Annotated in this window: 22 protein-coding genes; 16 read left to right on the top strand and 6 right to left on the bottom strand. The window is 70.8% G+C overall.

Going from position 1 to position 23,233, the window contains the following annotated elements; genetic code table 11:
• Positions 1 to 176 precede the first annotated feature (176 nt).
• The gene (locus tag ABD161_RS10825; protein WP_344002490.1) at positions 177 to 788 is read right to left on the bottom strand and encodes a TetR/AcrR family transcriptional regulator; all 612 of its coding nucleotides are present in this window, start codon (positions 786 to 788) and stop codon (positions 177 to 179) included.
• 105 nt (positions 789 to 893) lie between these two features.
• Here ABD161_RS10825 and ABD161_RS10820 point away from each other — a divergent pair, with 105 nt between their 5' ends.
• Positions 894 to 1,916 (top strand): NADPH:quinone oxidoreductase family protein, encoded by a 1,023-nt coding sequence (locus ABD161_RS10820; protein WP_344002487.1) that lies wholly within the window; start codon positions 894 to 896, stop codon positions 1,914 to 1,916.
• Positions 1,917 to 1,945: 29 nt separating this feature from the next.
• Entirely contained in the window at positions 1,946 to 2,947 is a 1,002-nt protein-coding gene (locus ABD161_RS10815) for an IS481 family transposase (protein ID WP_344002484.1), read from the top strand.
• Here the strand turns inward: ABD161_RS10815 and ABD161_RS10810 are convergent.
• Positions 2,944 to 4,269, bottom strand: a complete 1,326-nt coding sequence (locus ABD161_RS10810) for an aminotransferase class I/II-fold pyridoxal phosphate-dependent enzyme (RefSeq protein WP_344002481.1) — start codon at positions 4,267 to 4,269, stop codon at positions 2,944 to 2,946. The two genes, ABD161_RS10815 and ABD161_RS10810, sit on opposite strands and share 4 nt — an antisense overlap.
• Positions 4,270 to 4,362: 93 nt before the next feature.
• Between ABD161_RS10810 and pdxS the strand changes: the two genes are divergently transcribed.
• The 3 genes from pdxS (at position 4,363) to ABD161_RS10795 (ending at position 7,007) form a co-directional block, all read left to right on the top strand.
• Positions 4,363 to 5,286: a pyridoxal 5'-phosphate synthase lyase subunit PdxS gene (gene pdxS, locus ABD161_RS10805; protein WP_344002478.1), complete on the top strand. Its 924-nt coding sequence runs from the start codon at positions 4,363 to 4,365 to the stop codon at positions 5,284 to 5,286.
• Positions 5,280 to 5,882, top strand: coding sequence for a pyridoxal 5'-phosphate synthase glutaminase subunit PdxT (gene pdxT / locus ABD161_RS10800; protein ID WP_344002527.1), 603 nt, complete (start codon positions 5,280 to 5,282; stop codon positions 5,880 to 5,882). Before pdxS ends, pdxT begins: the two co-directional genes overlap by 7 nt.
• A 111-nt stretch (positions 5,883 to 5,993) precedes the next feature.
• The gene (locus ABD161_RS10795; protein ID WP_344002475.1) at positions 5,994 to 7,007 is read left to right on the top strand and encodes a DUF2510 domain-containing protein; all 1,014 of its coding nucleotides are present in this window, start codon (positions 5,994 to 5,996) and stop codon (positions 7,005 to 7,007) included.
• Between the two features lie 19 nt (positions 7,008 to 7,026).
• Here ABD161_RS10795 and pdxY read toward each other — a convergent pair whose 3' ends face one another.
• Positions 7,027 to 7,878 carry a pyridoxal kinase PdxY gene (gene pdxY / locus ABD161_RS10790; RefSeq protein WP_344002472.1) on the bottom strand — a complete coding sequence of 284 codons (852 nt, stop codon included), beginning with the start codon at positions 7,876 to 7,878 and terminating at the stop codon, positions 7,027 to 7,029.
• 38 nt (positions 7,879 to 7,916) lie between these two features.
• On the opposite strand from pdxY, the gene ABD161_RS10785 reads away from it, so the two are divergent.
• The 10 genes from ABD161_RS10785 to ABD161_RS10740 all read left to right on the top strand — a co-directional run bounded on the left by ABD161_RS10785 (position 7,917) and on the right by ABD161_RS10740 (position 18,858).
• Positions 7,917 to 8,828, top strand: coding sequence for a L,D-transpeptidase (locus ABD161_RS10785; RefSeq protein WP_344002470.1), 912 nt, complete (start codon positions 7,917 to 7,919; stop codon positions 8,826 to 8,828).
• A 92-nt stretch (positions 8,829 to 8,920) separates the two neighbouring features.
• The gene (locus ABD161_RS10780; protein ID WP_135115302.1) at positions 8,921 to 9,682 is read left to right on the top strand and encodes a YebC/PmpR family DNA-binding transcriptional regulator; all 762 of its coding nucleotides are present in this window, start codon (positions 8,921 to 8,923) and stop codon (positions 9,680 to 9,682) included.
• A 164-nt stretch (positions 9,683 to 9,846) separates the two neighbouring features.
• On the top strand, positions 9,847 to 10,578 hold the full coding sequence (locus tag ABD161_RS10775) for a phosphotransferase (RefSeq protein ID WP_344002466.1): 732 nt from the start codon (positions 9,847 to 9,849) through the stop codon (positions 10,576 to 10,578).
• A 357-nt stretch (positions 10,579 to 10,935) separates the two neighbouring features.
• Positions 10,936 to 11,520 (top strand): crossover junction endodeoxyribonuclease RuvC, encoded by a 585-nt coding sequence (gene ruvC / locus ABD161_RS10770; RefSeq protein WP_135115300.1) that lies wholly within the window; start codon positions 10,936 to 10,938, stop codon positions 11,518 to 11,520.
• A 27-nt stretch (positions 11,521 to 11,547) separates the two neighbouring features.
• The gene (gene ruvA / locus ABD161_RS10765) at positions 11,548 to 12,168 is read left to right on the top strand and encodes a Holliday junction branch migration protein RuvA (protein WP_344002461.1); all 621 of its coding nucleotides are present in this window, start codon (positions 11,548 to 11,550) and stop codon (positions 12,166 to 12,168) included.
• Positions 12,161 to 13,192, top strand: a complete 1,032-nt coding sequence (ruvB, locus tag ABD161_RS10760) for a Holliday junction branch migration DNA helicase RuvB (protein WP_406916308.1) — start codon at positions 12,161 to 12,163, stop codon at positions 13,190 to 13,192. The genes ruvA and ruvB overlap by 8 nt, the downstream gene beginning before the upstream one ends.
• An 88-nt stretch (positions 13,193 to 13,280) precedes the next feature.
• On the top strand, positions 13,281 to 13,775 hold the full coding sequence (locus tag ABD161_RS10755) for a preprotein translocase subunit YajC (protein WP_344002456.1): 495 nt from the start codon (positions 13,281 to 13,283) through the stop codon (positions 13,773 to 13,775).
• 46 nt (positions 13,776 to 13,821) lie between these two features.
• Positions 13,822 to 15,558: a protein translocase subunit SecD gene (secD, locus tag ABD161_RS10750; RefSeq protein ID WP_344002453.1), complete on the top strand. Its 1,737-nt coding sequence runs from the start codon at positions 13,822 to 13,824 to the stop codon at positions 15,556 to 15,558.
• On the top strand, positions 15,558 to 16,538 hold the full coding sequence (gene secF, locus ABD161_RS10745) for a protein translocase subunit SecF (RefSeq protein ID WP_135115295.1): 981 nt from the start codon (positions 15,558 to 15,560) through the stop codon (positions 16,536 to 16,538). Before secD ends, secF begins: the two co-directional genes overlap by 1 nt.
• A 70-nt stretch (positions 16,539 to 16,608) precedes the next feature.
• On the top strand, positions 16,609 to 18,858 hold the full coding sequence (locus tag ABD161_RS10740) for a RelA/SpoT family protein (protein ID WP_344002449.1): 2,250 nt from the start codon (positions 16,609 to 16,611) through the stop codon (positions 18,856 to 18,858).
• On the opposite strand, the gene ABD161_RS10735 is transcribed toward ABD161_RS10740, so the two are convergent.
• The 3 genes from ABD161_RS10735 to ABD161_RS10725 all read right to left on the bottom strand — a co-directional run bounded on the left by ABD161_RS10735 (position 18,837) and on the right by ABD161_RS10725 (position 21,613).
• Positions 18,837 to 19,400: a hypothetical protein gene (locus ABD161_RS10735; protein WP_344002446.1), complete on the bottom strand. Its 564-nt coding sequence runs from the start codon at positions 19,398 to 19,400 to the stop codon at positions 18,837 to 18,839. The two genes, ABD161_RS10740 and ABD161_RS10735, sit on opposite strands and share 22 nt — an antisense overlap.
• An 89-nt stretch (positions 19,401 to 19,489) precedes the next feature.
• The gene (locus tag ABD161_RS10730; protein WP_344002443.1) at positions 19,490 to 21,178 is read right to left on the bottom strand and encodes a DUF349 domain-containing protein; all 1,689 of its coding nucleotides are present in this window, start codon (positions 21,176 to 21,178) and stop codon (positions 19,490 to 19,492) included.
• 96 nt (positions 21,179 to 21,274) lie between these two features.
• A complete protein-coding gene (locus ABD161_RS10725) occupies positions 21,275 to 21,613 on the bottom strand; it encodes a dioxygenase (RefSeq protein ID WP_344002440.1) in 339 nt (112 codons plus the stop codon).
• Between the two features lie 151 nt (positions 21,614 to 21,764).
• On the opposite strand from ABD161_RS10725, the gene ABD161_RS10720 reads away from it, so the two are divergent.
• A complete protein-coding gene (locus ABD161_RS10720) occupies positions 21,765 to 23,108 on the top strand; it encodes a replication-associated recombination protein A (RefSeq protein ID WP_344002437.1) in 1,344 nt (447 codons plus the stop codon).
• Positions 23,109 to 23,233 lie beyond the last annotated feature (125 nt).

Below are 23,233 nucleotides of genomic sequence, written 5' to 3'. Positions count from 1 at the left end.
TGAAACCGCGTCACGACCTCAGACTCTCAGCGCGCCGCCGAACTATTTGTCAGACACGCCCTAGGTGTTGCTGGCCAACAGGTTGTTGACGCTGGGGCTGGGTATGCCTGGCAGTAGATCGAACGATGGGCGCCTCGACTGGAATGGCCGACGCGCGCGAGTACCGGCGGCGTGGTCTACGCGGCCGTGGTGAGTGCGGACCAGCCCGCCATCGCGCCCGTGACGATGCTTTCCAGTTCGGCGCGGGTTGCACCATCGCGAGCTTGGACCGAGAGACCCTGCACGACGGTGGTGTAGTAGCGTGCGACGGCGTCGATGTCGGTTTCACTGACGTCGAGCTCGCCTTCGTCCACCCCGCGTTGCAGTCGGTCGCGGATCGCCGTGAACTGCGAGCGACGGATATCGGCTAGGAACTCCCGGATGGGTTCGTTCTCAACCGCGCCAGTGGGTGCGGCGAGGATGAGCATGCAGTAGTGGGGCGCGTCAGGTCGGGTGATCTGGTCGACGGTCGCCCGCAACATGGCATGGATCGCCTCGCGCGCCGTCTCGTGCTCCTTGAGCGCGTTCCGGGGCGGTGCGCCGGCTGTCGCCCCATAGTGGCCCATGACCTGTCGGAAGAGGCTTTCCTTGCTTCCGAAGTAGGCGTAGATGCTCGCCGAGGCGATCCCCATCGCCCGAGTCAGCTCGCTGATCGAGGTGCCCTCGTAGCCGCGCTCCCAGAACACCTCGAGCGCCCGCTGCAGAGCGGTGTCGGGGTCGAACGTGAGCGGCCGCCCGCGACTGGCCATCCGTGCGCCTCCATACTTTGTTTGTCGTTCGATCAAGATTAGCTTGACCGGCCTCGAGCTTCGTGACAAGGTTTTGTTTGTCAATCACTAAACAAACCTGATCGGATGGTCATGAGCATTCCTGCAACGATGCGCGCCCTGCAGCAGCGGTCCCTCGGCGGCCCGAAGGATCTTCATCTGGTGTCGGATGTGTCTGTTCCAGCTCCCGGCCCGGGCGAGATATTGATCCGGGTCGTTGCAGCTGGCGTGAACTTCGTCGACATCTCGCAATCCCTTGGCGTGTTCGCAGGCGGACCCCGGCCTCCGTACCTGGCCGGCATCGAGGCGGCAGGCGAGGTCGTTGCGCTCGGCGAAGGCGTATCCGGCGTCGAGCTCGGCTCGCACGTCATTGGCGTCACGATCATGGGAGGGGCCTTCGCGGAGTATGCCGTGCTGATGGCGGCAGGGATCGCACCGGTGCCGCCGGGCTGGACCGACGAGCAGGCTCTGGGAATGGTTGTGTCCTGGCCGACAGCGCTGGCCGCGCTGAAGCCTCTGGGACAGATCGAGGCCGACCAGACGGTGCTCATTCACGCGGCCGCGGGAGGGACCGGCCAGGTGGCCGTGAAGCTTGCCAAGCATTACGGGGCGACAGTGATCGCTGCGGCCTCCCCTGAGAAGCACGAGGTGGTCAACGATCTGGGCGCGGACCACCTCCTCGACTCGGGCAGCGGCGATCTCGCCGCCGAGGTGCTCCGGCTCACCGACGGTACGGGCGTCGACCTCGTATTGGAGTCAGCTGGCGGGGCGACCCTCGAGGCGAGCCTCGCTGCCGCCAAGCGGATCACGGGCCGTGTCGTCGTGTTCGGCCTCGCAGGCGGTGAGGCCTCTATCACCAACTGGGACCTCGTCTACAAGCACCAGATCCACCTCATCGGGCTCAATATCGGCATCCTGATCCAGTCCGCACCGCAGATCTTCGGCCAGGTGATGGGCGAGATGTTCGGCCTCATCGCGAGCGGGGTCCTCGGGCCCGGCGCTCCGACGGTGCACGAACTGGCAGACGGCCCGCGAGTACTCCAGGATCTCGAAGCGCGCACGACAGTCGGCAAACTCGCGCTCGCCCCTGCAGCATCACTCTCGGCGTAGACGACGACCGAGGGCAGAAGAACCATTCCATGACGCACAAGAACGCGCCGCTGACGCCAGAGGGCCGGCGGCGGCTCGTGGACCGCTGCCGCACACGCCCGATTGCGCACGTTGCGGCCGAGATGGGCATCTCCCGCGCGACAGCGTCAAAATGGGTGAACCGTCACAAGCGGTTCGGTGACATCGGGCTGAGGGATCGTTCCTCAACGCCACTCCGTCAGCCCACCGCCACGGATCGGATGCTGGTCGCCCGTATCGAACGCATGCGTTGCAAACACAAGTGGTCGGCCGCGAGGATCGAGTTCGAACTCGCATCCGACGGAGTGGCCGTCAGCCGGCGCACGGTCTCGCGCATCCTGCTGCAACTCGGCCTCAACCGACGCAGATTCATCGACCCGAACGGTGAGTCGAACCGCGAGCCACAGCGGATCATCGCCGAACGCCCCGGCCACATGGTACACGTCGATGTGAAGAAGGTCGGCCGCATCCCCGACGGCGGCGGTTGGCGCGTCCACGGGCGTGACAGCCCCAAGGCACGCGCGGTCGAACGGACGAAGAAGCGCGGCACCCGGCGCGGGTACGTCTACCTGCACTCCGCGATCGACGGGCACACCCGCCTCGCTTACACCGAAGCCCTCGACGACGAGAAAGGCCTCACCGCCGCCGAGTTCCTAGAACGCGCGAAACGCTGGTTCGCAGCCCACGGAATCACGTCGATCGAGCGGATCGTCACCGACAACGGCGCGTGCTACCGGTCGAAAGTCTTCGCCGAGGCCGTGCTTCCGGTGCGGCATCAGCGGATCACGCCCTACACGCCGCGCCACAACGGGAAAGTGGAGCGCTACAACCGGATTCTCGCCGAAGAGTTCCTCTACGCCCGCACCGGGCACTCAGAGCAACAGCGCGCGGACGGACTCGTACTCTGGAACCTTCACTACAACTATCACCGGCCCCACGGCGCGCACGATGGTCAACCGCCAGCCTCGGCCGCTCCCACTGCCGTCAACAACGTCCTGGCCTCATACACCTAGGAGGAGGCGGCGGCGATCGATGCCGCGAGATCGGACGCCAGGGCCTCTGCTTCCGCGCCCGTCAGATCGTGCACCGTCAGCCGCAGGTGGCGCGAGGGCTCGTCGCCCGCGAGGCGGAACTCGTCACCGGTGCGCGGCAGCCAGCCGCGGCGCATCAGCTGCTCGGCGACGTCGCGCGCGGGCGCCTTGACGGGCACCCACAGGCTCAGGCCGTCGCCGGCCGTCATCCGGATGCCGTGCGCCGCGAGCCGCGCGACGAACGCCTCGTTCCGCGCCGCGTAGTGCGCGCCGGCACGCGCGATCGTGTCGCGCGAGTCCCGGTCGGTGAGCAGGGCGTGAGCGAGACGCTGCAGCAGGTGACTGACCCACGTTGTGCCGGGGCTCAGGCGCAGCGCGAGGCGCTCCGCCGTCTCGGGATCCGTCGCGGTCACCGCGAGGCTCATGTCGGGGCCGAGGAACTTCGACACCGAGCGGACAAGCGCCCACCGACGATGCGCGGGCCCCACGATCGAGTGGAAGGGCCGCTGCGAGAGCAGCGAGTAGTGGTCGTCCTCGATCACCAGCACGTACGGATGGTCGGCGAGGATCTCCCGCAGCTCTTCCGCGCGACGGGCGCTGACATCGGCACCGGTCGGGTTCTGCGACCGCGGGGTGCACACCACGGCGCGGACGCCCTGCGCGAGAGCCGCGCGGAGGCCGTCCGGCGTCATCCCCTCGGCATCGACGGGCACCGGCACCGCGCGGTACCCGGATAGGCGGACGGTGTGGATGCTCGCCAGCCAGCACGGGTCTTCGAGTGCGACGGCGTCGTCTCGCGTGAGCGCCTGTGCGAGCAGGCGCTCGACCGCATCGACCGCGCCGCTCGTGATGGTCAGGCGCAGCTCGGCGGGGGCGACGTCTGGCGCGAACCAGCCGCCCGCCCAGGCCTCGAGCCCCGGGTCGATCACCGGCTCGCCGTAGAGCACGGGACGGCCGGCGAGCGCGCGCAGGGCACGGGAGGGATCGGGGATCAGGGCGGGGTCGGGGTTCCCCGCGCCGATGTCGCGCAGCACGCTGTCGCGCGCGTAGCCCTCCTGTGCCACGGGGGAGAGATCGGCGATCCTGGTGCCCGCGCGCCCTCCCGCGACGACGGTCCCGGCGCGGCTCAGCAGGCCGTACGCGGCAACAGCGGTGTTGCGGTTCACACCGAGCCGCTCGGCGAGCGCGCGCACCGGGGGAAGGGCGTCGCCGGGGCGCAGCGCACCGCGCTCGAGGAGCGTGCGCACGCTGTCGGCGATCTCCATCGCGGTGCGTCCCTCGATCTGCTGCGTCGCGTCCGTCATCTCGACGAGTGTATGTCCCACCACGTGCTACGGTTTGACCTAGATCAAAGGCGTGCCTCGTCCCCGCCGGTGCGCCGCCGAGAGGAGACCCCCATGAGCCTTGTCGAGCAGACGACGCGCGTCGACGCCCCCACACCCGCCACCGGCACCGGACGCGTCAAGCGCGGCCTCGCCGAGATGCTGAAGGGCGGCGTGATCATGGACGTGGTCACGGCCGATCAGGCGCGCATCGCCGAGGACGCCGGAGCTGTCGCCGTCATGGCCCTCGAGCGCGTGCCCGCGGACATCCGCGCACAGGGCGGCGTCGCCCGGATGAGCGACCCCGACCTCATCGACGACATCATCGCGTCCGTCTCGATCCCCGTCATGGCCAAGGCCCGCATCGGCCACTTCGTCGAGGCGCAGGTGCTGCAGGAGCTCGGCGTCGACTACATCGACGAGTCCGAGGTGCTCTCGCCCGCCGACTACGTGAACCACATCGACAAGCACCGCTTCACGGTGCCGTTCGTCTGCGGGGCGACGAACCTCGGCGAGGCGCTCCGCCGCATCAACGAGGGCGCCGCCATGATCCGGTCCAAGGGCGAGGCGGGCACGGGCGACGTCTCGGAGGCGACGAAGCACATCCGGAAGATCACGTCCGAGATCAACTCCCTGCGCTCGATGACGAAGGACGAGCTCTACGTCGCCGCCAAGGAGCTGCAGGCGCCGTACGACCTCGTCGCGGAGATCGCCGAGACCGGAAAGCTCCCCGTCGTGCTGTTCACCGCCGGCGGCGTCGCAACCCCTGCCGACGCCGCGATGATGATGCAGCTCGGCGCCGACGGCGTGTTCGTCGGTTCCGGCATCTTCAAGTCGGGCGACCCCGCCGGGCGTGCCGCCGCGATCGTCAAGGCGACGACGTTCCACGACGACCCGAAGGTCATCGCGGAGGTCTCGCGCGGGCTCGGCGAGGCCATGGTCGGCATCAACGTCGCCGACGTGCCCGCGCCGCACCGTCTCGCCGAGCGCGGCTGGTGACCCCGGGGGCGCCGCGCGTCGGCGTGCTCGCCCTGCAGGGAGACGTGCGCGAGCACGCCCGCGTGCTCGACGCGCTCGGCGCGCGGGTGACGCTCGTGCGACGGGCTGCCGAACTGGCCGAGGTCGACGGTCTTGTGCTGCCCGGGGGCGAGTCGAGCGTGATCGACAAGCTCGCGCGCGCGTTCGAGCTCCAGGGGCCGATCCGCCAGGCGATCGCCGACGGCATGCCGGTCTACGGCACGTGCGCGGGGCTGATCCTGCTCGCCGATCGGATCTCCGACGGCATCGCCGGGCAGCAGACCTTCGGCGGGCTCGACGTCACCGTCCGCCGCAACGCCTTCGGCGGTCAGGTGGAGTCGTTCGAGACCGACCTGGATGTGGCCGAGCTCGGCGGGCCCCCGGTGCATGCGGCCTTCATCCGGGCTCCGCTTGTCGAGGAGCTCGGACCAGCGGCGCGGCCGCTGGCGGCCCTCGACGACGGACGTGTGGTGGCCGTGGAGCAGGGAGCGCTGCTCGGCACCGCGTTCCACCCGGAGGTGACCGGCGACATCCGGTTCCATGAGCGGTTCCTGGCGAGGGTCGCGGCCGTCGCCTGACCCGGATCGACACGGCGCCGCGGGCAACGGAGTTCCCGCGCCGCGCCGGCTCCCTCCCGCTACTCTGGCGGCAGACCGGGCGTCGGCGCGGTCGGCTGCGAAGGGGGACGCATGACCGATTCAGACTCGCGCGGAGGAACGCCTCCCGGATGGTACCCGGACGGATCCGGCGACCTCCGCTGGTGGGACGGCACCGCCTGGACCGAACAGGTCGCGCCGGCGCCGGGAGCGACCTCCGACGCGCCGCAGCCGGCCGTTGCCGATGGGACGGACCCGGACGCCGCGATGGCGACGCCCGCGGGCCCCGCGCCCCGGGGACCATGGGCGCCGCAGGCAGGCCCGGTGCCGCCGGCGAACCCGGCCGCGCCGCGCGGATCAGAGACCGTCGCCACCGTGGGGCTCATCCTCGCCGTGCTCGTCGCGCCGGTGGGGCTCATCCTCAGCATCGTGGCGCTGGTACGCGCAGGCCGCCGCGGACTGAGCCGGGTGATCCCCACGATCGGCATCGTGGTGGGTGCGCTCGGCACCGTCGTGTGGGTGATGCTCGGCATCCTCGCAGCCCTCGCGTGGAGCGCCTATCAGGCGTCGGACAGCGCTGCCACGCCCGCGCCGCTTCCTTCCGCGACCTCGGAGAGCGCGCCCGCCGTATCTGAAGAGCCGGATCCCTCGGTCGAGCCCGTGCCCTCGACGAGCGCCGCGGACGGCGACTACGCGGCCGCCCTCGCCGAGCGGGATCAGTTCATCGCCGACCAGCAGCAGCCGCTCGACGGATCCCTGGCAAAGGCCCGCACGCCGGAGCAGATCGCGTTCGTCGCCGAGCAGCGGGAGTGGATCGAGTCGAACGGCCTCACCTGGACCGAGGAGGAGGAGGCGGTGACGCTCGCGCTGGCGCTCGATGCCTGCGAGACCTCGATCCTGAACTTCCACACGGTGACCACCGACACGGTCTCGACGCACGTCGCGACGTCGCCGCTCATCCAGGGACAGATCGATCAGGCGCCCGATCAGGCGGATCTGATCCGTCAGAGCATGCTCGAGATCGCCGTCTTCGGGACGTCCTTCATCTGCGAGGCCGACGCCCCGCAGTGGGAGGCCGCCTACCTGGAGCTGTACCCCGCGAACTGACCTTCGCGTCCGGGCGCGGTCAGCGCACCTGGCGCGGCTCGAACTCCCGGCGCGGGTTGGCGTAGTGCTCCTGCGCCTCGACCAGCTGAAGTTCGCGCTCGCCCGAGGCGAGCGTCTGCTCGAGCAGGCCGAACACGCTCGACGCGGTGCGGGCGAGCGCCTCGGCGGCCGAGCCCGTCGCGCGGTAGTGCGCCGTGAACAGGGCGGCGGTGACGTCGCCCGATCCGTTCGCCTTGAACGGCAGCTGGGGCGTGGTCACGATCCAGGCGCCCTGGTCGTCGGCCGCGAGCATCTCGAGGGTGCCCTCCTCGCGATCCGGTCGCTCGACGCTCGTCACCAGCACGGTGCGGGGGCCCATGTCCCGTGCACGATCGACCGACTCGAGCGTGGAGGCGAGGTCGCCGGGCTCGGTTCCGGTCAGGTAGCCGAGCTCGAACTGGTTGGGCGTGATGAGGTCGGCGACGGGAACGACCTTGTCGCGCAGCAGCACCGGGATCGCGGGGGCGACGAAGCATCCGGACGTGGCGTTGCCCATGACGGGATCGCACGCGTAGATCGCATCCGGGTTGGCGGCCTTCACCCGTGCCACCGCATCGACGATGACGTCCGCGATGCCCTCGCTTCCCTGGTAGCCGGAGAGGATCGCGTCGATTCCGGGGAACGCGCCGCGCTCCTCGATGCCGGTGATGACCTCTCGCACGTCCTCCGGGGCGATGAGCGGGCCGCGCCACGCCCCGTAGCCCGTGTGATTGGAGAAGTTGACAGTGTAGACCGGCAGCACCTCGACGCCGATGCGCTGCAGCGGGAACACCGCGGCGGAGTTGCCGACGTGCCCATACGCCACCGCCGACTGGATCGAGAGGATCTTCATCCCTCGATCCTCGCACCTCGGAGTGGTGGAATGGACGCATGGGGAGTGGGGTCCGTCGCATCGCGTTGTGGGGCGTCGTCGTGCTCGTCGTCGGCGGGGCGGTCGCGGTGGCCGTGGGCTCCCAGGCGGGGCAGGGCGCCCCATCGACCGCGCGCTCGGTCGAGTCGCCGTCGGCCCAACCGTCACCGACCCCCACTCCGACGCCGACGCCGACCCTGCGCGGTGAGCCGGCCGACACGGCGGCCTACGACCTCGGCGCGCTGCCGGTCGCCGACGTGTTTGCGATCAATCCGCGGCTGCCGCTCGACGACGATCCCGACGCCCCGACCACAGGCCTCGTCGCCCAGCCGAGGGAGGTCGCGGCCCCGGTGTTCGACCGTGAGGGCGGAGAACCGGTGGCGCAGCTTCCGCGGGAGCAGCCCTACGGTGGCTCAGTCGTGCCCGTGATCGAGGAGCACGACCACTGGGTCCGTGTGCTGCTCACCGGGCGTCAGGCGCTGCCGGGGGACGGCGACCCCGCGCAGGTGACCGGCTGGCTGCGCACCGCGGACGTCGATCTCACGCGCAACCCGCACCGGGTCGAGGTGGATCTGTCGGAGACCACCGTCCGGATCGTGACGGATGACGGATCCGGCGAGCAGGAGACGATCGTCGCGGACGACTTCGCGTGGGGGACCGAGGCGACCCCGACGCCGCTGGGACGCTCGTTCGTGATGTTCGTCGACGTCGTGGAGGAGTTCGCCTACACGGAGGGAAACCCGCTCGTCTACCTGTCGGTGCAGTCGCCGACGCTGCGGGGGTTCGGCGGCCAGCCCGTCGCCGTCACGGCGTTCCACTACCACGCGTACCGCAGCGGCGCGATCTCCAACGGCTGCCTGCGCGTCTCGGCGGAGGCGACGGCGGTGCTGAGTGAGCTGCCCCTCGGCACGCCCGTCCACATCCGCGCCTGAGGGGCGTGCCGTCGGCGCGCCGGGCGTTCTCTTAGACTGTCAGGAGGTCTCGACGCCGCGAGGCGCGACCGGAGGACGAGAGCGGGAGAGTCATGTCAGGTCATTCAAAGTGGGCGACGACCAAGCACAAGAAGGCGGTCATCGATGCCCGCCGCGCGAAGTCGTGGGCGAAGCTGATCAAGAACATCGAGGTCGCGGCGCGCCTGGGCGGCCCCGATGAGTCGGGCAACCCGACGCTGTTCGACGCGGTGCTCAAGGCCAAGAAGACCTCGGTCCCGAAGGACAACATCGACCGCGCCATCAAGCGCGGCGCCGGCATCGGCGGCGAGGCCGTCGACTACACGACGATCATGTACGAGTGCTACGCACCGGGCGGCGTCGCGATGCTGATCGAGTGTCTGACCGACAACAAGAACCGCGCCGCCGCCGAGGTGCGCACAGCCGTCACGCGCAACGGCGGCAACATGGCCGACCCGGGCAGCGTGTCGTTCAACTTCGAGCGCAAGGGCGTCATCGTCGCCTCGAATGAGGGCGCCAGCGAGGACGACGTGATGCTCGCCGCCCTGGAGGCCGGCGCGCTCGAGGTCGAGCCGCACCCGCAGGGCTTCGAGGTCATCACCGAGGCCAGCGACATGGTCGCGGTGCGCACGGCGCTCCAGGAGGCGGGAATCGAGTACGAGTCGGCGGACGCCGAGTTCGTCGCGAACGTCAAGGTCCCCGTCGACGCCGAGACGGCCCGCAAGGTCTTCCGCCTGATCGACGCGCTCGAGGACAGCGACGACGTGCAGAACGTCTTCACGAACATGGACCTCACCCCCGAGGTGCAGGCAGAGCTCGAGCAGGACGACGAGTAAGCATCCACCTGATCCGTCACCGCCCCATCCGGTCCGCCGGGTGGGGCGGTTCTGCGTCGTCGCGGGCGTCCGTGGACAGGCTCGGTGTGACGCCTTCGCATCTGTGGGACGGATGAGCCTGCGCGGCGGCTCGGTGGCCTGTCCACGGTCGCTACGGTGGGTCGGTGGGCGGCGACGACGAGGTGATCCTGGCGGGCGGGAACGTGACCCCCGTCGTGCGCATCGGCGACACCGTGCGTCGGGAGACGGGGCCCTGGACTCCGGCCGTCCACCGCCTGCTCGAGCACTGCGCCGAGGCCGAGGTGCCCGGGACGCCACGCGTTCACGGCATCGACGAGCAGGGGCGGGAGATCCTGAGCTTCCTCCCCGGCGAGGTGCTCGCCGACGCCGCCCCCGACGTGCTCTGGTCGCGCGCGACCCTCCGGGATGCGGCCCGCCTGCTGCGTCGCATCCATGACGCGGGCGCCCCGCTCGCTGCCGAGCCGATTGTGTGGCGTGCGTCGAGGCACGAGCCCGTTGAGGTGATCTGCCGCAACGACTTCGCGCCCTACAACCTGCTGATCTCCGGCGCCGGGCTCGCCGCGATCGACTTCGACTTCGCCTCTCCCGGCCCGCGCCTGTGGGATGTCGCGTACCTCGCGTATCGGATCGCGCCGCTCGCCGAGGACGCGCCCGCGTTCGATCCGGAGCGTTTCGGATCGCCGGATGAGCGGATCGCCGAGCTCGTCGCGTCCTACGGCGGCGACTGGTCCACGGCGGAGGTCCGGGCGATGGCCGCTGTGCGCCTCGAGGAGCTCGCGGCGTTCACGGAGGCCCGCGCCGCGGAGACGGGCCGCGACGACCTCGCCGGCCACGCGCGGATGTATCGCCGCGACGCGGCGCGATTGCGCGCGTGACCCGCGCCCGACCGCAGGTTGGTTGTGACGCGTGTGCTCCGCTGCGGCGGATGAGCCTGCGCCGGGGCACCTGAGCCTGTACGGGGTAAACAAGCAGCGAGCGATGCAGGCCGACGAACTGGCGCGTCGTCGAGGGATGACCGAAAACCGGACTGATGTGGCGCGTGTGACGGGTGAGGTCCATCCCGTCCCTCGGTCACGCGGATCCGGTTCTTCGAACGCCCGCGGACGGGCCGGATGTGACGCGTGTGGCGCGGTGGGACGGGTGAGCCTGCGCCCGGGCGGGCGAGTCTGCGGACGGGCGGATGTGCGGCGGTGCGCGGCGGGCGAGCGGCCGGCCGCGCCTACGCTGGGCGGATGAGCAGTCTGCGCGTGCTCGGGATCGATCCCGGCCTGACCCGGTGCGGCGTCGGCGTCGTCGACGTGGCCCGGAACCGCACCGCGACGCTCGTGCACGTCGGGGTTGTGCGCTCGGCCCCCGAGATGCCGATCGCCGAGCGGCTGGCGACGATCGCCCGCGGGATCCGCGAGGTGCTCGACGCGCACTCCCCGGACGTGGTGGCGGTCGAGCGCGTGTTCGCGCAGCACAACCTCCACTCGGTCACCGGCACGGCGCAGGCGAGCGGCGTCGCGCTGATGCTCGCGGCGGAGCGCGGCATCCCCGCGGCGACGCATACGCCGAGCGAGGTGAAGGCCGCCGTGACGGGCTACGGCTCGGCGGACAAGCGCCAGGTGCAGACGATGATCCAGCGCGTGCTGCGGCTCGACGCCCTTCCCCAGCCCGCGGACGCCGCCGATGCGCTCGCGCTCGCGCTGTGCCACGCCTGGGGCGGGGGAGCCTCCGCGCAGGCGCACGGCGCCGACACCTCGCTCACGCCCGCGCAGCGCGCATGGGCCGATGCCGAGAAGCGCACCCGCCGGGCGCGTGTCGCTCGAACATAGGTGCGAACCCGCCCGTAGGCTTGTCGCATGATCTCCTCCCTGCGCGGCACTGTCCTGCATGCCGGCACCGACAGCGTCATCGTGGAGGTCGGGGGAGTCGGGTTCTCCGTCGCCGTGCCGCCGGACGTCGCCCGCACCGCGCGCGTCGGGGAGACTCTCTTCCTTCACACGACCCTCATCGTGCGGGAGGACGCGCTGTCGCTGTTCGGCTTCGCCACGCGCGATGAGCTCGAGGTGTTCGGCACGATGCTCACGGTCTCCGGGGTCGGGCCCAAATCCGCACTCGGCGTGCTCTCGGCGCTCACCGTCGACCAGATCGCGGCGGCCGTGGCCGAGGACGACGACAAGCCGTTCCGCCGGGTGTCGGGCATCGGGCCCAAGACCGCCAAGCTCATCGTCGTGCAGCTGCAGGGGAAGCTCGCCCCGCCCGTGCCGAGCGCGGCACCGTCGGCCGCGGCGACGGACGTCACCGACCGCGTGGTGCAGGCGGTCGCCGGCCTCGGCTGGCCCGAGCGCGTGGCGAGCGACGCCGTCGCGCAGGCCGCCGAGGGGGCCTCCGACGCCGACCGCGCGTCGGTGCAGGCGCTGCTGCGGCTGACGCTCGCGCTGCTCGGACCTGCCCAGCATGCGGGGGCCGCGCGTGGCTGACGACGACGTGACCGCGCCCGAGCCTCTCGACGAGGTCGAGCTCGCGGTCGAGGGAGCGCTGCGCCCCGGCACGCTGGCCGAGTTCGTGGGGCAGCACAAGGTGCGCGGTCAGCTGCAGCTGCTGCTCGATGCCGCCCGCATCCAGCAGCGGCCCGCCGACCACATCCTGCTCGCCGGCCCTCCCGGGCTCGGGAAGACGACCCTGGCCATGATCGTGGCGCAGGAGAGCGAACGGCCGCTGCGGCTCTCCAGCGGCCCGGCGATCCAGCACGCGGGAGACCTCGCGGCCCTGCTGTCGAGCCTGACGCCGGGTGAGGTGCTCTTCATCGACGAGATCCACCGGATGGCGCGCTCCGCCGAGGAGATGCTCTATCTCGCGATGGAGGACTTCCGGATCGACATCATGGTCGGCAAGGGGGCCGGCGCGACGAGCATCCCGCTCGATCTCGCCCCGTTCACGCTCGTGGGTGCGACGACGCGCTCGGGGATGCTCCCCAACCCGCTGCGCGACCGGTTCGGTTTCACGGCTCACCTCGAGTACTACGAACCGGATGAGCTCGAGCGCGTGGTCGAGCGATCCGCGTCGGTGCTCGGCGTGCGGCTCGGCGAGGCGCAGCGCGTCGAGATCGCGCGGCGCTCCCGCGGCACGCCGCGCATCGCGAACCGGCTGCTGCGTCGCGTCCGGGACTACGCACTCGTCCACTCCGGCGGCACCCAGCCCGCGCTGGCGGACGTCCAGGCCGCGCTCGACCTCTACGACGTCGACGCGATCGGCCTCGACCGCCTCGACCGCGCCGTGCTGGATGCGCTGGTGCGGCGCTTCCGCGGGGGACCGGTGGGCCTCTCGACGCTGGCGGTGACCGTCGGCGAGGAGCCCGACACGGTCGAGAGCGTCGTCGAGCCGTACCTCGTGCGCATCGGCTTCATGGGGCGCACGCCGCGCGGCCGCATCGCCACGCCGGAGGCCTACGCGCACGTCGGCGTCGCTCATCCGGACGGGGCGCTGAATCTTGATGACCTATAATCGCTGGAGGTCTGGCGGCTCCCGCCGAATCCCCCCTCTCTCGCGCCGATGACGGCGCGTGCGCCCAGCTGAAAGGCTCTCCCGCCCCATGGATCCGAATCTCCTGCTCCTCGTCGTCCTGGCCGTGCTGCTCATCTGGATGTTCTTCAGCTCGCGGCGCCGCCAGCAGAAGCTGCGCGAGGAGCAGGCTCTCAAGGCGGAGAAGATGGTGCCCGGCGCTCGCGTCATGACCCGCTCCGGTCTGTTCGGCACGCTGGTCGCGTACGACAAGGACGACCTGTCGAAGCCCGCCGAGGTCGAGATCGCCCCCGGTGTCGTCGTCGAGCTGCACACGCAGGCCGTCGACCTCGCGCCTGAGACGGCCGTGGTCGCGGATGAGCCGGAGACCGACGCCGAGGATGTCGCCGACGACGAGACTGCCGTGGAGACCCAGACCGAGACCGACGCGCGGACGGAGCCCGCCGAGCCGGCGGAGACCACCGCGACCCCGGCGTCCAGCGAGTCGGCCTTCCCCGCCTACGAGCTTCCCGACCTCGACCTCGGCGACGACAAGCGCGACCAGGGCACCGACAAGAAGGACTGAGCCCCCTCCGGCTCGTCCCCCTCCCGCTGCAGAAAGCTGACCGCCCGTGGCGACATCCACTCCTGCGCGCCGTGCCTGGCGCGTCCTGACCGGCCTCCTGGTCATCACCGCGATCCTCTTCGGCGCCAACGCGCTCGGCGTGCACGTCTTCAAGGGCGGCACCTGGGTGCCCGAGCTCGCGCTCGACCTTCAGGGCGGCACGCAGATCGTGCTCGAGGCCCAGACCGAGGAGGCCGCTCCCTCGGCCGAGCAGCTCTCCCAGGCGGTCGCGATCATCCGACAGCGCGTCGACGCCTCCGGCGTCGGCGAGTCGGAGATCTCGACCCAGGGATCGCAGAACATCGTCGTGCAGATCCCCGGAAACGCGGATGAGGAGACGCGCGAGCGCATCCAGGCGAGCGCGCAGATGGCCCTTCGTGCCGTGATCTACACGGGCGGCCCCACGAACACGTTCGTCGGAGAGGACGGCGAGGAGACGCCGTACCCGACGCCGGGTCCGTCCCTGAATGCGCAGCCGACAACGGAGCCGTCAAACGGCTCCGACCCCGCATGGGTCAGCGACCTGCTGTGGGCGCAGTTCAACTCGTACAACTGCGCCGACGAGGCGAACGACCCGTCGTCGGCCCCCGCCGACCAGCCGCTCATCACGTGCGACGTCACCGGTGCGCAGAAGTACATCCTCGGTCCGGTCGAGATGGACGGGTCGTCCATCGTCGACGCCACGAATGGGGTCGACCCGCAGACCGGCGTCTGGAGCGTCAACCTCGAGTTCGACCAGCAGGGCACTGAGACGTTCGCCGGCATCAGCGAGCGGCTGAACACCATCCGGCAGCAGTCGCCGAACGATCCGCGCGCGCAGTTCGCCTTCGTCCTCGACGGCAGCGTGATCTCGGCCCCGTCGATGAACGCGGTGATCTCCGACGGCCGTCCCAGCATCTCGGGAAGCTTCGATCAGGACACGTCGAAGGCACTCGCCGACCAGCTGAAGTTCGGCGCGCTGCCGCTGAGCTTCGAGGTCGTCAGCTCCGACACCATCTCGGCCACGCTCGGCACGCAGCAGCTGCAGAGCGGCCTGATCGCGGGCCTGATCGGTCTTGTGCTCGTCGGCCTGTTCGTCGTGCTCATCAGCTACCGCGCACTGGGCTTCGTGATCATCGCGTCGCTCGTCGTGATGGGCGTGCTCACGTACATCCTGCTCTGCCTGCTGTCGTGGCGTCTCGGCTACCGCCTGTCGCTCGCCGGCGTGGCGGGCCTGATCGTCACGATCGGCTTCACCGCCGACTCGTTCATCGTCTACTTCGAACGCATCCGGGACGAGCTGCGGGACGGCAAGGCGATGACCGTCGCGGTCGAGGACGGCTGGGCCCGCGCCAAGCGGACCATCTACATCTCGAAGTCGATCAACGTCCTCGCGGCCGTGGTGCTCTACATCCTGGCCGACGCCACCGTGAAGGGCTTCGCGTTCACTCTGGGTCTGACCACCGTGCTCGACGTCCTGATCTTCGTGATGTTCACGCACCCGGTCATGCAGCTTCTCGTGCGCACGCCGTTCTTCGGCGACGGGCACCGACTGTCGGGCCTTGACCCGACGGCCCTCGGCGCGGTCTACCGCGGCCGGGCGAGCTTCCGCGCGCCCGTTGCCGCACGCGGTCGCGCCTCGCGCTCCCGCGCCGAGGCCGAGCGTCGCCAGACGATCGCCGAGCGCAAGGCAGCTGAGCAGGCCGCCGCCCCGTCCGGGTCTTCGAGCAAGGGCGCCACGCGCGCCGAGGAGGGGAACGACTGATGCGCTCCATGACCGAGGTCGGCAACGACCTCTACACGGGCAAGAGCTCCTTCCCGTTCGTCGGTCGCCGCCGCACCTGGTTCATCGTCGCGATCGTGCTCGTCGTGCTCTCCGCGCTCGCCCCGTTCGTGCGCGGCGGGTTCACGTTCTCGGTCGAGTTCACCGGCGGCTCGCAGTTCCTCGTCTCGGCGCCCGCGTCGACCGACCAGACCCTCGCGACGGATGCCGTCGAAGAGGTCGTGCCGGATGCGACGACCAAGGTCACGACGATCAGCAACCGCGACATCCGCGTGCAGACGTCGCAGCTCGGCGATGACGAGACTCACGCGGTCACCGAGGCCCTTGCCGGCGCGTACGGCGTCGCCCCCGAGGAGGTCACGGCCTCGTTCATCGGCCCCAGCTGGGGTCAGGACGTCACCCGCCAGTCGCTGTGGGGCCTGGCGATCTTCCTCGCGCTGACGTTCCTCATCCTTGCGATCTACTTCCGCACGTGGAAGATGTCGGCCGCCGCGATCATCGGTCTGATCGACGTGCTGATCGTCACGGTCGGCATCTACGCGCTGTGCGGCTTCGAGATCTCTCCGGCGGCCGTGATCGGCTTCCTCACGATCCTCGCGTACTCGCTGTACGACACGACCGTCGTGTTCGACAAGATCCGCGAGAACACCGAGCAGGATGCGGAGGGGTCCGGGCGCACGTTCGGCGAGTCGGTCAACCTCGCGGTGAACCAGACGCTCGTGCGCTCGATCAACACGTCCGTGGTGGCGGCGCTGCCGGTCGCGGCGATCCTGTTCATCGGATCGTTCTGGCTCGGCGCCGAGACGCTGTCGGACATCTCGCTGTCGATCTTCGTCGGCATCATCGTCGCGACCTACTCGACGCTGTTCGTCGCCGCGCCGCTGTACTCGCTGTTCCGTGAGGGCGAGCCGGCGATCCGCCAGGCCGACGAGAGGGTGCTCGCCGCACGTGGCGCGGCCTGAGCCGGCCCCGCCCCGGCGTAGGATTGTCGAATCCGCATTGCGGACCGGCGATCGCGGGAGGGGGCGGAACATGGCTGATTCAGTGACCTCTCAGGCGCCGAGCCTGCGGCGCCTCGTGCCGCGCATCTTCTCCCGGGCCGCGCGGCACGCCGACCTGACGCGCCTGATCACCACCGTGCGGGCGAACCACCCGCGCGGCGACATGGCGATCATCGAGAAGGCCTACGCGGTCGCCGACGAGAAGCACCGCGGGCAGAAGCGCCAGAGCGGTGAGCCCTACATCACCCACCCGCTCGCCGTCGCGCAGATCCTCGCCGAGCTCGGGCTCGGTCCGCGGGCGATCGCGGCGGCGCTGCTTCACGACACGGTCGAGGACACCGGCTATCCGCTCGACGAGCTGCAGGCGGCGTTCGGCGACGAGGTCGCGCTGCTTGTCGACGGCGTCACCAAGCTCGACAAGGTCAAGTACGGCGAGAGCGCGCAGGCCGAGACCGTCCGCAAGATGATCGTGGCGATGTCCAAGGACATCCGCGTGCTGGTCATCAAGCTTGCAGACCGCCTCCACAACGCCCGCACCTGGGGTTTCGTCCCGCCCGAGAAGGCGAAGAAGAAGGCAACCGAGACCCTCGAGATCTACGCGCCGCTCGCGCATCGCCTGGGTATCCAGACGATCAAGTCAGAGCTCGAGGACCTCTCGTTCGCGGTGCTTCATCCGAAGATCTACAACGAGATCGACAGCCTGGTGAAGCAGCGGACGCCCCAGCGCGAGCAGTACGTGCAGAACGTCATCGACGACGTCAGCCGGGACCTGCACGAGCTGCGCATCCGGGGCACCGTCGCCGGGCGCCCCAAGCAGCTGTACTCCGTGTATCAGAAGATGGTCGTGCGGGGCCGTGAGTTCGACGACATCTACGACCTCATCGGCATCCGCGTGATCGTCGCGACGGTGCGCGACTGCTACGCCGTGCTCGGCTCGATCCATGCGCGCTGGCGTCCGCTCCCCGGCCGGTTCAAGGACTACATCGCGACGCCGAAGTTCAACCTGTACCGCTCGCTCCACACCACGGTGATCGGCCCGGGCGGTCGCACGGTCGAGATCCAGATCCGCACGCACGAGATGCACCAGCAGGCCGAGTTCGGTGTCGCGGCGCACTGGAAGTACAAGGAGCGGATGGCGGGCGGCAAGACCGTCCCCGACCCGAAGTCGATCGACACCGACATGGCGTGGCTCGCCCGCATCTCCGACTGGGAGTCGGAGACGAAGGACCCGGGCGAGTTCCTCGATTCGCTGCGCTTCGAGATCGGTGCGAAGGACGTCTACGTCTTCACGCCCAAGGGCAAGGTCATCGGACTTCCCGCCGGCGCGACTCCCGTCGACTTCGCGTACGCCGTGCACACCGAGATCGGCCACCGCACAATGGGTGCGAAGGTCAACGGCCGCCTTGTGCCGCTCGAGTCGACCCTGAACTCCGGCGACGTGGTCGAGGTGTTCACCTCGAAGAACCCGGATGCGAGCCCCAGCCAGGACTGGCTGACGTTCGTCAAGAGCACCCGCGCCCGCAACAAGATCCGCGGCTGGTTCACGAAGGAGCGTCGCGACGAGGCGATCGAGCAGGGGAAGGATGCCATCGCCCGCGCGATGCGCCGCCATCACCTGCCGCTGCAGCGACTCAAGGACTCGCTGCAGGATGTCGCCGACATCATGCACTACGAGGACGTGTCGGCCCTCTACGCCGCGGTCGGCGAGGGGCACGTCTCCACGCAGTCGGTGCTCGAGAAGGTCAGCGGCCTCATCCAGAGCAGCGAGGAGCCGACAACCGAGCAGGTCGAGCTCCCGCCCACGGTCGGTCAGCGCCGACCCCGCGGCGGCGACGCCGGCGTGCTCGTGCGCGGCGCCGACGACATCCTGGTGAAGCTCGCGAAGTGCTGCACGCCGGTGCCGGGCGACGAGATCGTCGGCTTCATCACCCGCGGCAGCGGCGTGTCCGTCCACCGGTCGGACTGCACGAACGTCAAGTCGCTGAAGAACGACCCCGAGCGGATGATCGCCGTCTCATGGGCGCCCACGACGAAGAGCGTGTTCCTCGTGCACATCCAGGTGGAGGCGCTCGACCGCTCCGGTCTGCTCTCGGATGTGACCCGCGTGCTGACGGAGCACCACGTGAACATCCTGTCGGCGACGGTCTCGACGACGAAGGAGCGCCTCGCGCTCAGCCGTTTTGTGTTCGAGATGGGGGACGCGGTGCACCTCGACCGCGTGCTGAACGCGGTGCGCCGCATCGACGGCGTCTACGACGTCTACCGCGTCACGTCGTCCTGATCCGGCTCAGCTGAGCCTTCGGAGGCGAGCCCGGCGAGGAACGCCATGGCGGGCTGCCGGCCGGGAAGTCGACGGTGCGCGGCGATCCAGTCGAGCGCCTCGCGGATGAGTGCCGGGCTGGCGATGCGCCGGGCCGCACCGGCGGCGACCGGGTCGTCGGCTTCGCGGGCGAGCTCGACGAGGGTGCGCGACCGGCTCGAGACCCGCACGCCGCCGAGCAGGACGGTGTCGGCGCTGTCGATCGCCGTGTCGCGGAACCGTACGTCGCGCCGCACGGGCCGGGTGGTGCCGTGTGGTCCGCGCTGGACGTGATGCACGTCCGGAGGCAGGCCGAGCGCACCGTGGATCCATGCAGCGCTCCTGCCGATCGCGACGAGCGCGTCGCCGAGGAGCGGCCGGAGTGTCGCGGCGCGCAGCTCGGGCGATTCCAGCGCGTCGGCGGGAGCGAAGGCGCCGCCGACGCGGGCGAGCTCGCCGTCGAGAAGCGCCGCGGACAGCTCGGCGGGGGACAGGATGTCGTGGGCGAAGTGGACGCGGGCCATGCGGGAAGTGTGCCCGGAAACCCCAGGGGCGCGCGGCCCGGTGTGGATAACCGGTGCCGCGCGCCCCTGGAGCAGCGCGAGCGCTGGGGTCAGCCGCCGATCGCCTTGAGCCAGGCGCGACGGGCCTCGAGTGCCTCGCGGGCCTCGGCCTCTGCCTTCTTGTCGCCCTTGTCCTGGGCGGCGGCGAGCTCCTTCTCGAGCTTGTCGATCGCATCCTGGAGCTGGCGGGTCGCGTCGTTCGCGCGGGCCTTGGTCTCCGGGTTGTTGCGCTTCCAGTCGACCTCTTCGCGGGCGCGCAGATCCTGCTCGATCTTGCGGAGCTGGTCGTCGAGGCCGCGCTCGACGTCGCGCGGGAAGATGCGGCCGACCTCGTCCCAGCGGCGCTGGATGCCGGTCAGCAGCTGGCGGGCCTTCGTCAGGTCGGCAGTGTCGGGCACGACCTTCGCCTCCTCGAGCAGCGCCTTGCGCGCCTCGATGCGCGGGGCGGACTCCGCCTGCTCGGCGGCGTCCCGCTCGGCGCGCGCCGAGTACAGCGCGTCGCCCGCGGCCTTGAAGCGCGCCCACAGCGCGTCGTCGACCTTGCGGCCGGCACGGCCGGCGGCCTTCCACTCGTCGAGGAGGGCGCGGTAGGCGGGGATGCCGTCCTCGCCCTTCGGGGCGAGGGCTTCGGCGCGCTCGAGGATCTTCGTCTTGCGGTCGCGCGCCGACTTATGCGTCTCGTCGAGCTCGGCGAAGAACGCGCGGCGGTGGCGCTCGACCGTGGAGCGCGCGTCACGGAAGCGCTTCCAGAGGGCCTGGCCCGTTGCCTTCGGCAGGCGCGGGGCCGACTGCTGGTGCTGCTGCCACTCCTCGAAGGCGGCATTCAGCTCGGTGGTCGCCTGCTTCCACTGGATCGACTTCGGGTCGCGCGCGGCGAGCGCCTCGACCCGCTCGACGACCGCCGTGCGCTGGGCGACGGCCTCGTCCACCGCGGCGCGGTGCGCGGCGGCCTCCTCGGCGCTCGCCTCCGCGAGCGAGTCGGTGAGCGCGTCGAGCAGGTCGGTCAGTCCGGCGATGTCGCCGACGACCGCCGCGCCCACGACCTCCTCGCGGAGCTTCTTCGCCTGGCCGCGCAGGTCGGCGGCCGATGCTCCGCCGCGGAGACGGCGCTGGGCGAGGGTGCGCACGCGCAGGGCGAGGTCGTCGAACTTGCGCTCGTAGTAGGCGAGCGCCTCCTCCGGCGTGCCGTCGGGGTACTCGCCGACGACGCGCCACTCGTCGCCCTCGCGGACGGAGACGACGCCGGCCTCATCGACCCGGCCCCACTTGGTGGTGTCGGCGGGCGCCGCGGGGGCGGCCGACTTGGCGGGAGCGCTCGGCTTGGGGCTCGCGGCGGCCGGCGCGGCGGCGGCCTGGTCCTCGTCCGCCGGCGTGTCCGCCTCGGCGGCTTCGGGCTCGGTGGGCTGCTCGGCCTCCGGCTCGGCCTCGACCGTCTCGGGCTCGGCGGCCTGCTCAGCGTCCGGGACGACGTCCTCGGCGGAAGCGTCCGCCTGGACCTCGCTCTGAGTGGGCGCCTCGGTCTCCGCCACGGGCGCCTCGGTCTCGGCCGGCTCCTCCGCGGCGGAGGCGGCGTCCTCGGCGGGCACGTTCACCTCGGCCGGCGTCTCCGGCTCAGCGACCTCGTCGGCGACGACGGACGCGGTGCTCTCTGCGTTCTCCGGCGCGGTCTCGTCGACCTCGACGGCGTCGGCGCCGTCCGGGGTCGTCTCTTCAGCAGGGGTGTGATCGGGGATCGTCACGGGGAGGCTCCTTGCGCGGTGACCGCGGGAGGGGACAGGACGCGCCTAGCCTAGTACGCCCGCTCAGGGGCGACCCCGGTGCGGTGACGCCGCGCGTCAGCCCGCGGGTGTCTCGGTCGCCGAGGGCGTGCCGCTGGGCGCCGGAGTGTCGCTCGGCGCGGGAGTTCCCGTCGGCACGGGTGCGGGCGTCTGCGTCACGCCCGGCGTCGGGGTGGGAGCGACGGCGGCGCCCGGGCCCACGCTGTAGAAGAGCGCCTGGCCGCCGATCGCGCCGGCGATGACGACGGCGGCGACGCCGGTCGCGACGATGTTGTCGCGACGACGGCGGCGGGACTGCGCGCGGTGGTGCTCGAGCCGCGCCTCGTAGAGGCGGGCGCGCTCCCGCGCCTCGCGCGCGGCGCGCTCCTTGGCGGATGCCTTGCCCCCTGCGGCCATGTCTGACGGATCCTCTCGACGACGGCGCCGGCGAGGCGCCTCCTGCAGAGCGGGATCGAGCCTACGCATGGGCGGCGCGAGCGTCGAAATCGACACGGGCGAAGACGCGAGCCGCAAACCGTTTGTCAGGGGCGCCTCATAGTCTGAGGGGATGACTCCAGCGAGCGGATCCCTGATGGGCGGTGGGCGCGGCCTGACGCCCCTGGCCGTGCGGATGCGTCCGACGTCGCTGGATGAGGTGGCGGGTCAGGCGCACCTCCTGCGGCCTGGCTCGCCGATCGTCGCGCTCGCCGACCCCGAGGCGCAGGCGCCCGGCACCGTGTCCGTCATCCTGTGGGGGCCGCCCGGAACGGGCAAGACCACGCTCGCCCAGGCGATCGCCCGTTCCTCGGGGCGCCGGTTCGTCGAGCTCTCGGCCATCACCGCGGGAGTCAAGGACGTGCGCGAGGTCATGCAGGAGGCGCTGAACCAGCGCGATCTCTACGGCCAGTCGACGATCCTGTTCCTCGACGAGATCCACCGGTTCACCAAGGCGCAGCAGGATGCGCTGCTCCCCGGCGTCGAGAACGGCTGGGTCATCCTGATCGCGGCGACCACCGAGAACCCGAGCTTCTCGGTGATCTCGCCGCTGCTGTCCCGCTCGCTGCTTCTCACGCTGCAGCCGCTGACGGACGAGGATCTCGGCGTGCTCGTCGACCGCGCCGTCACCGACTCTCGCGGGCTCGCCGGCGAGGTCGAGCTCGAACCAGAGGCCCGATCCGCCCTCATCCGGCTCGCCTCGGGCGATGCGCGGCGGGCGCTGACCGCCCTGGAGGCGAGCGCCGGCGTGGCTGTGTCGGAGGCGCCCGAGGGAGCCGAGACGCCCGCCGTGACGGCCGAGCACGTCGCCCAGGCCGTCGACCGGGCGCTGCTGCGCTACGACCGGCAGGGCGACGAGCACTACGACGTGATCAGCGCGTTCATCAAGTCGATCAGGGGCTCGGACGTCGATGCGGCGATGCACTATCTCGCCCGGATGATCGAGGCGGGGGAGGACCCCCGGTTCATCGCGCGCCGCCTGGTGATCTCGGCCTCCGAGGACATCGGCCTCGCCGACCCCCAGGCGCTGCAGATCGCCGTGGCCGCGGCGGACGCCGTCGCGTTCATCGGCATGCCGGAGGGCCGGATCCCGCTCGCCGAGGCCACCGCGTACCTCGCGACCGCCGCGAAGTCGAACGCCGCGTACAACGCGATCAACGCCGCCATGGCCGACATCAAGGCCGGCCGGATGGGCGCCGTCCCCAAGCACCTGCGGGACGCGCACTACCCGGGCGCGAAGCGGCTCGGCCACGGCAAGGGCTACGTGTACCCGCACGATCACGAGCTCGGTGTGGTGAGCCAGCAGTACCTGCCGGACGAGCTGCGCGGGCGCCGGTACTACGAGCCGAAGCCTCACGGCACCGAGCGGGAGATCGGGGCGCGGCTCGAGAAGCTGCGCCGCATCCTCGGCGGCTGAGTGGACGCCGGCCCCTGATTTCGATCAGGGTCTGCCCGGGTATGTCCGCGGCGTCCTTGACGCCCCGGTCCGTGTCCCGGGAGGGTGAGCGTACCGTCCCGTCTCCCCCCGAACCGAGGTACCAG

This window comes from Microbacterium paludicola, assembly GCF_039529675.1.
GTDB lineage: Bacteria > Actinomycetota > Actinomycetes > Actinomycetales > Microbacteriaceae > Microbacterium > Microbacterium paludicola.
This window is presented reverse-complemented; position numbering and strand designations above follow the sequence as displayed.

Coding starts and splice junctions, on each gene's coding strand:
- ABD161_RS10825 (WP_344002490.1), bottom strand. CDS start 788: ATGGCCAGTCGCGGGCGGCCGCTCACGTTCGACCCCGACACCGCTCTG.
- ABD161_RS10820 (WP_344002487.1), top strand. CDS start 894: ATGGTCATGAGCATTCCTGCAACGATGCGCGCCCTGCAGCAGCGGTCC.
- ABD161_RS10815 (WP_344002484.1), top strand. CDS start 1,946: ATGACGCACAAGAACGCGCCGCTGACGCCAGAGGGCCGGCGGCGGCTC.
- ABD161_RS10810 (WP_344002481.1), bottom strand. CDS start 4,269: ATGACGGACGCGACGCAGCAGATCGAGGGACGCACCGCGATGGAGATC.
- pdxS (WP_344002478.1), top strand. CDS start 4,363: ATGAGCCTTGTCGAGCAGACGACGCGCGTCGACGCCCCCACACCCGCC.
- ABD161_RS10795 (WP_344002475.1), top strand. CDS start 5,994: ATGACCGATTCAGACTCGCGCGGAGGAACGCCTCCCGGATGGTACCCG.
- pdxY (WP_344002472.1), bottom strand. CDS start 7,878: ATGAAGATCCTCTCGATCCAGTCGGCGGTGGCGTATGGGCACGTCGGC.
- ABD161_RS10785 (WP_344002470.1), top strand. CDS start 7,917: ATGGGGAGTGGGGTCCGTCGCATCGCGTTGTGGGGCGTCGTCGTGCTC.
- ABD161_RS10780 (WP_135115302.1), top strand. CDS start 8,921: ATGTCAGGTCATTCAAAGTGGGCGACGACCAAGCACAAGAAGGCGGTC.
- ruvC (WP_135115300.1), top strand. CDS start 10,936: ATGAGCAGTCTGCGCGTGCTCGGGATCGATCCCGGCCTGACCCGGTGC.
- ruvA (WP_344002461.1), top strand. CDS start 11,548: ATGATCTCCTCCCTGCGCGGCACTGTCCTGCATGCCGGCACCGACAGC.
- ABD161_RS10755 (WP_344002456.1), top strand. CDS start 13,281: ATGGATCCGAATCTCCTGCTCCTCGTCGTCCTGGCCGTGCTGCTCATC.
- secF (WP_135115295.1), top strand. CDS start 15,558: ATGCGCTCCATGACCGAGGTCGGCAACGACCTCTACACGGGCAAGAGC.
- ABD161_RS10740 (WP_344002449.1), top strand. CDS start 16,609: ATGGCTGATTCAGTGACCTCTCAGGCGCCGAGCCTGCGGCGCCTCGTG.
- ABD161_RS10735 (WP_344002446.1), bottom strand. CDS start 19,400: ATGGCCCGCGTCCACTTCGCCCACGACATCCTGTCCCCCGCCGAGCTG.
- ABD161_RS10725 (WP_344002440.1), bottom strand. CDS start 21,613: ATGGCCGCAGGGGGCAAGGCATCCGCCAAGGAGCGCGCCGCGCGCGAG.
- ABD161_RS10720 (WP_344002437.1), top strand. CDS start 21,765: ATGACTCCAGCGAGCGGATCCCTGATGGGCGGTGGGCGCGGCCTGACG.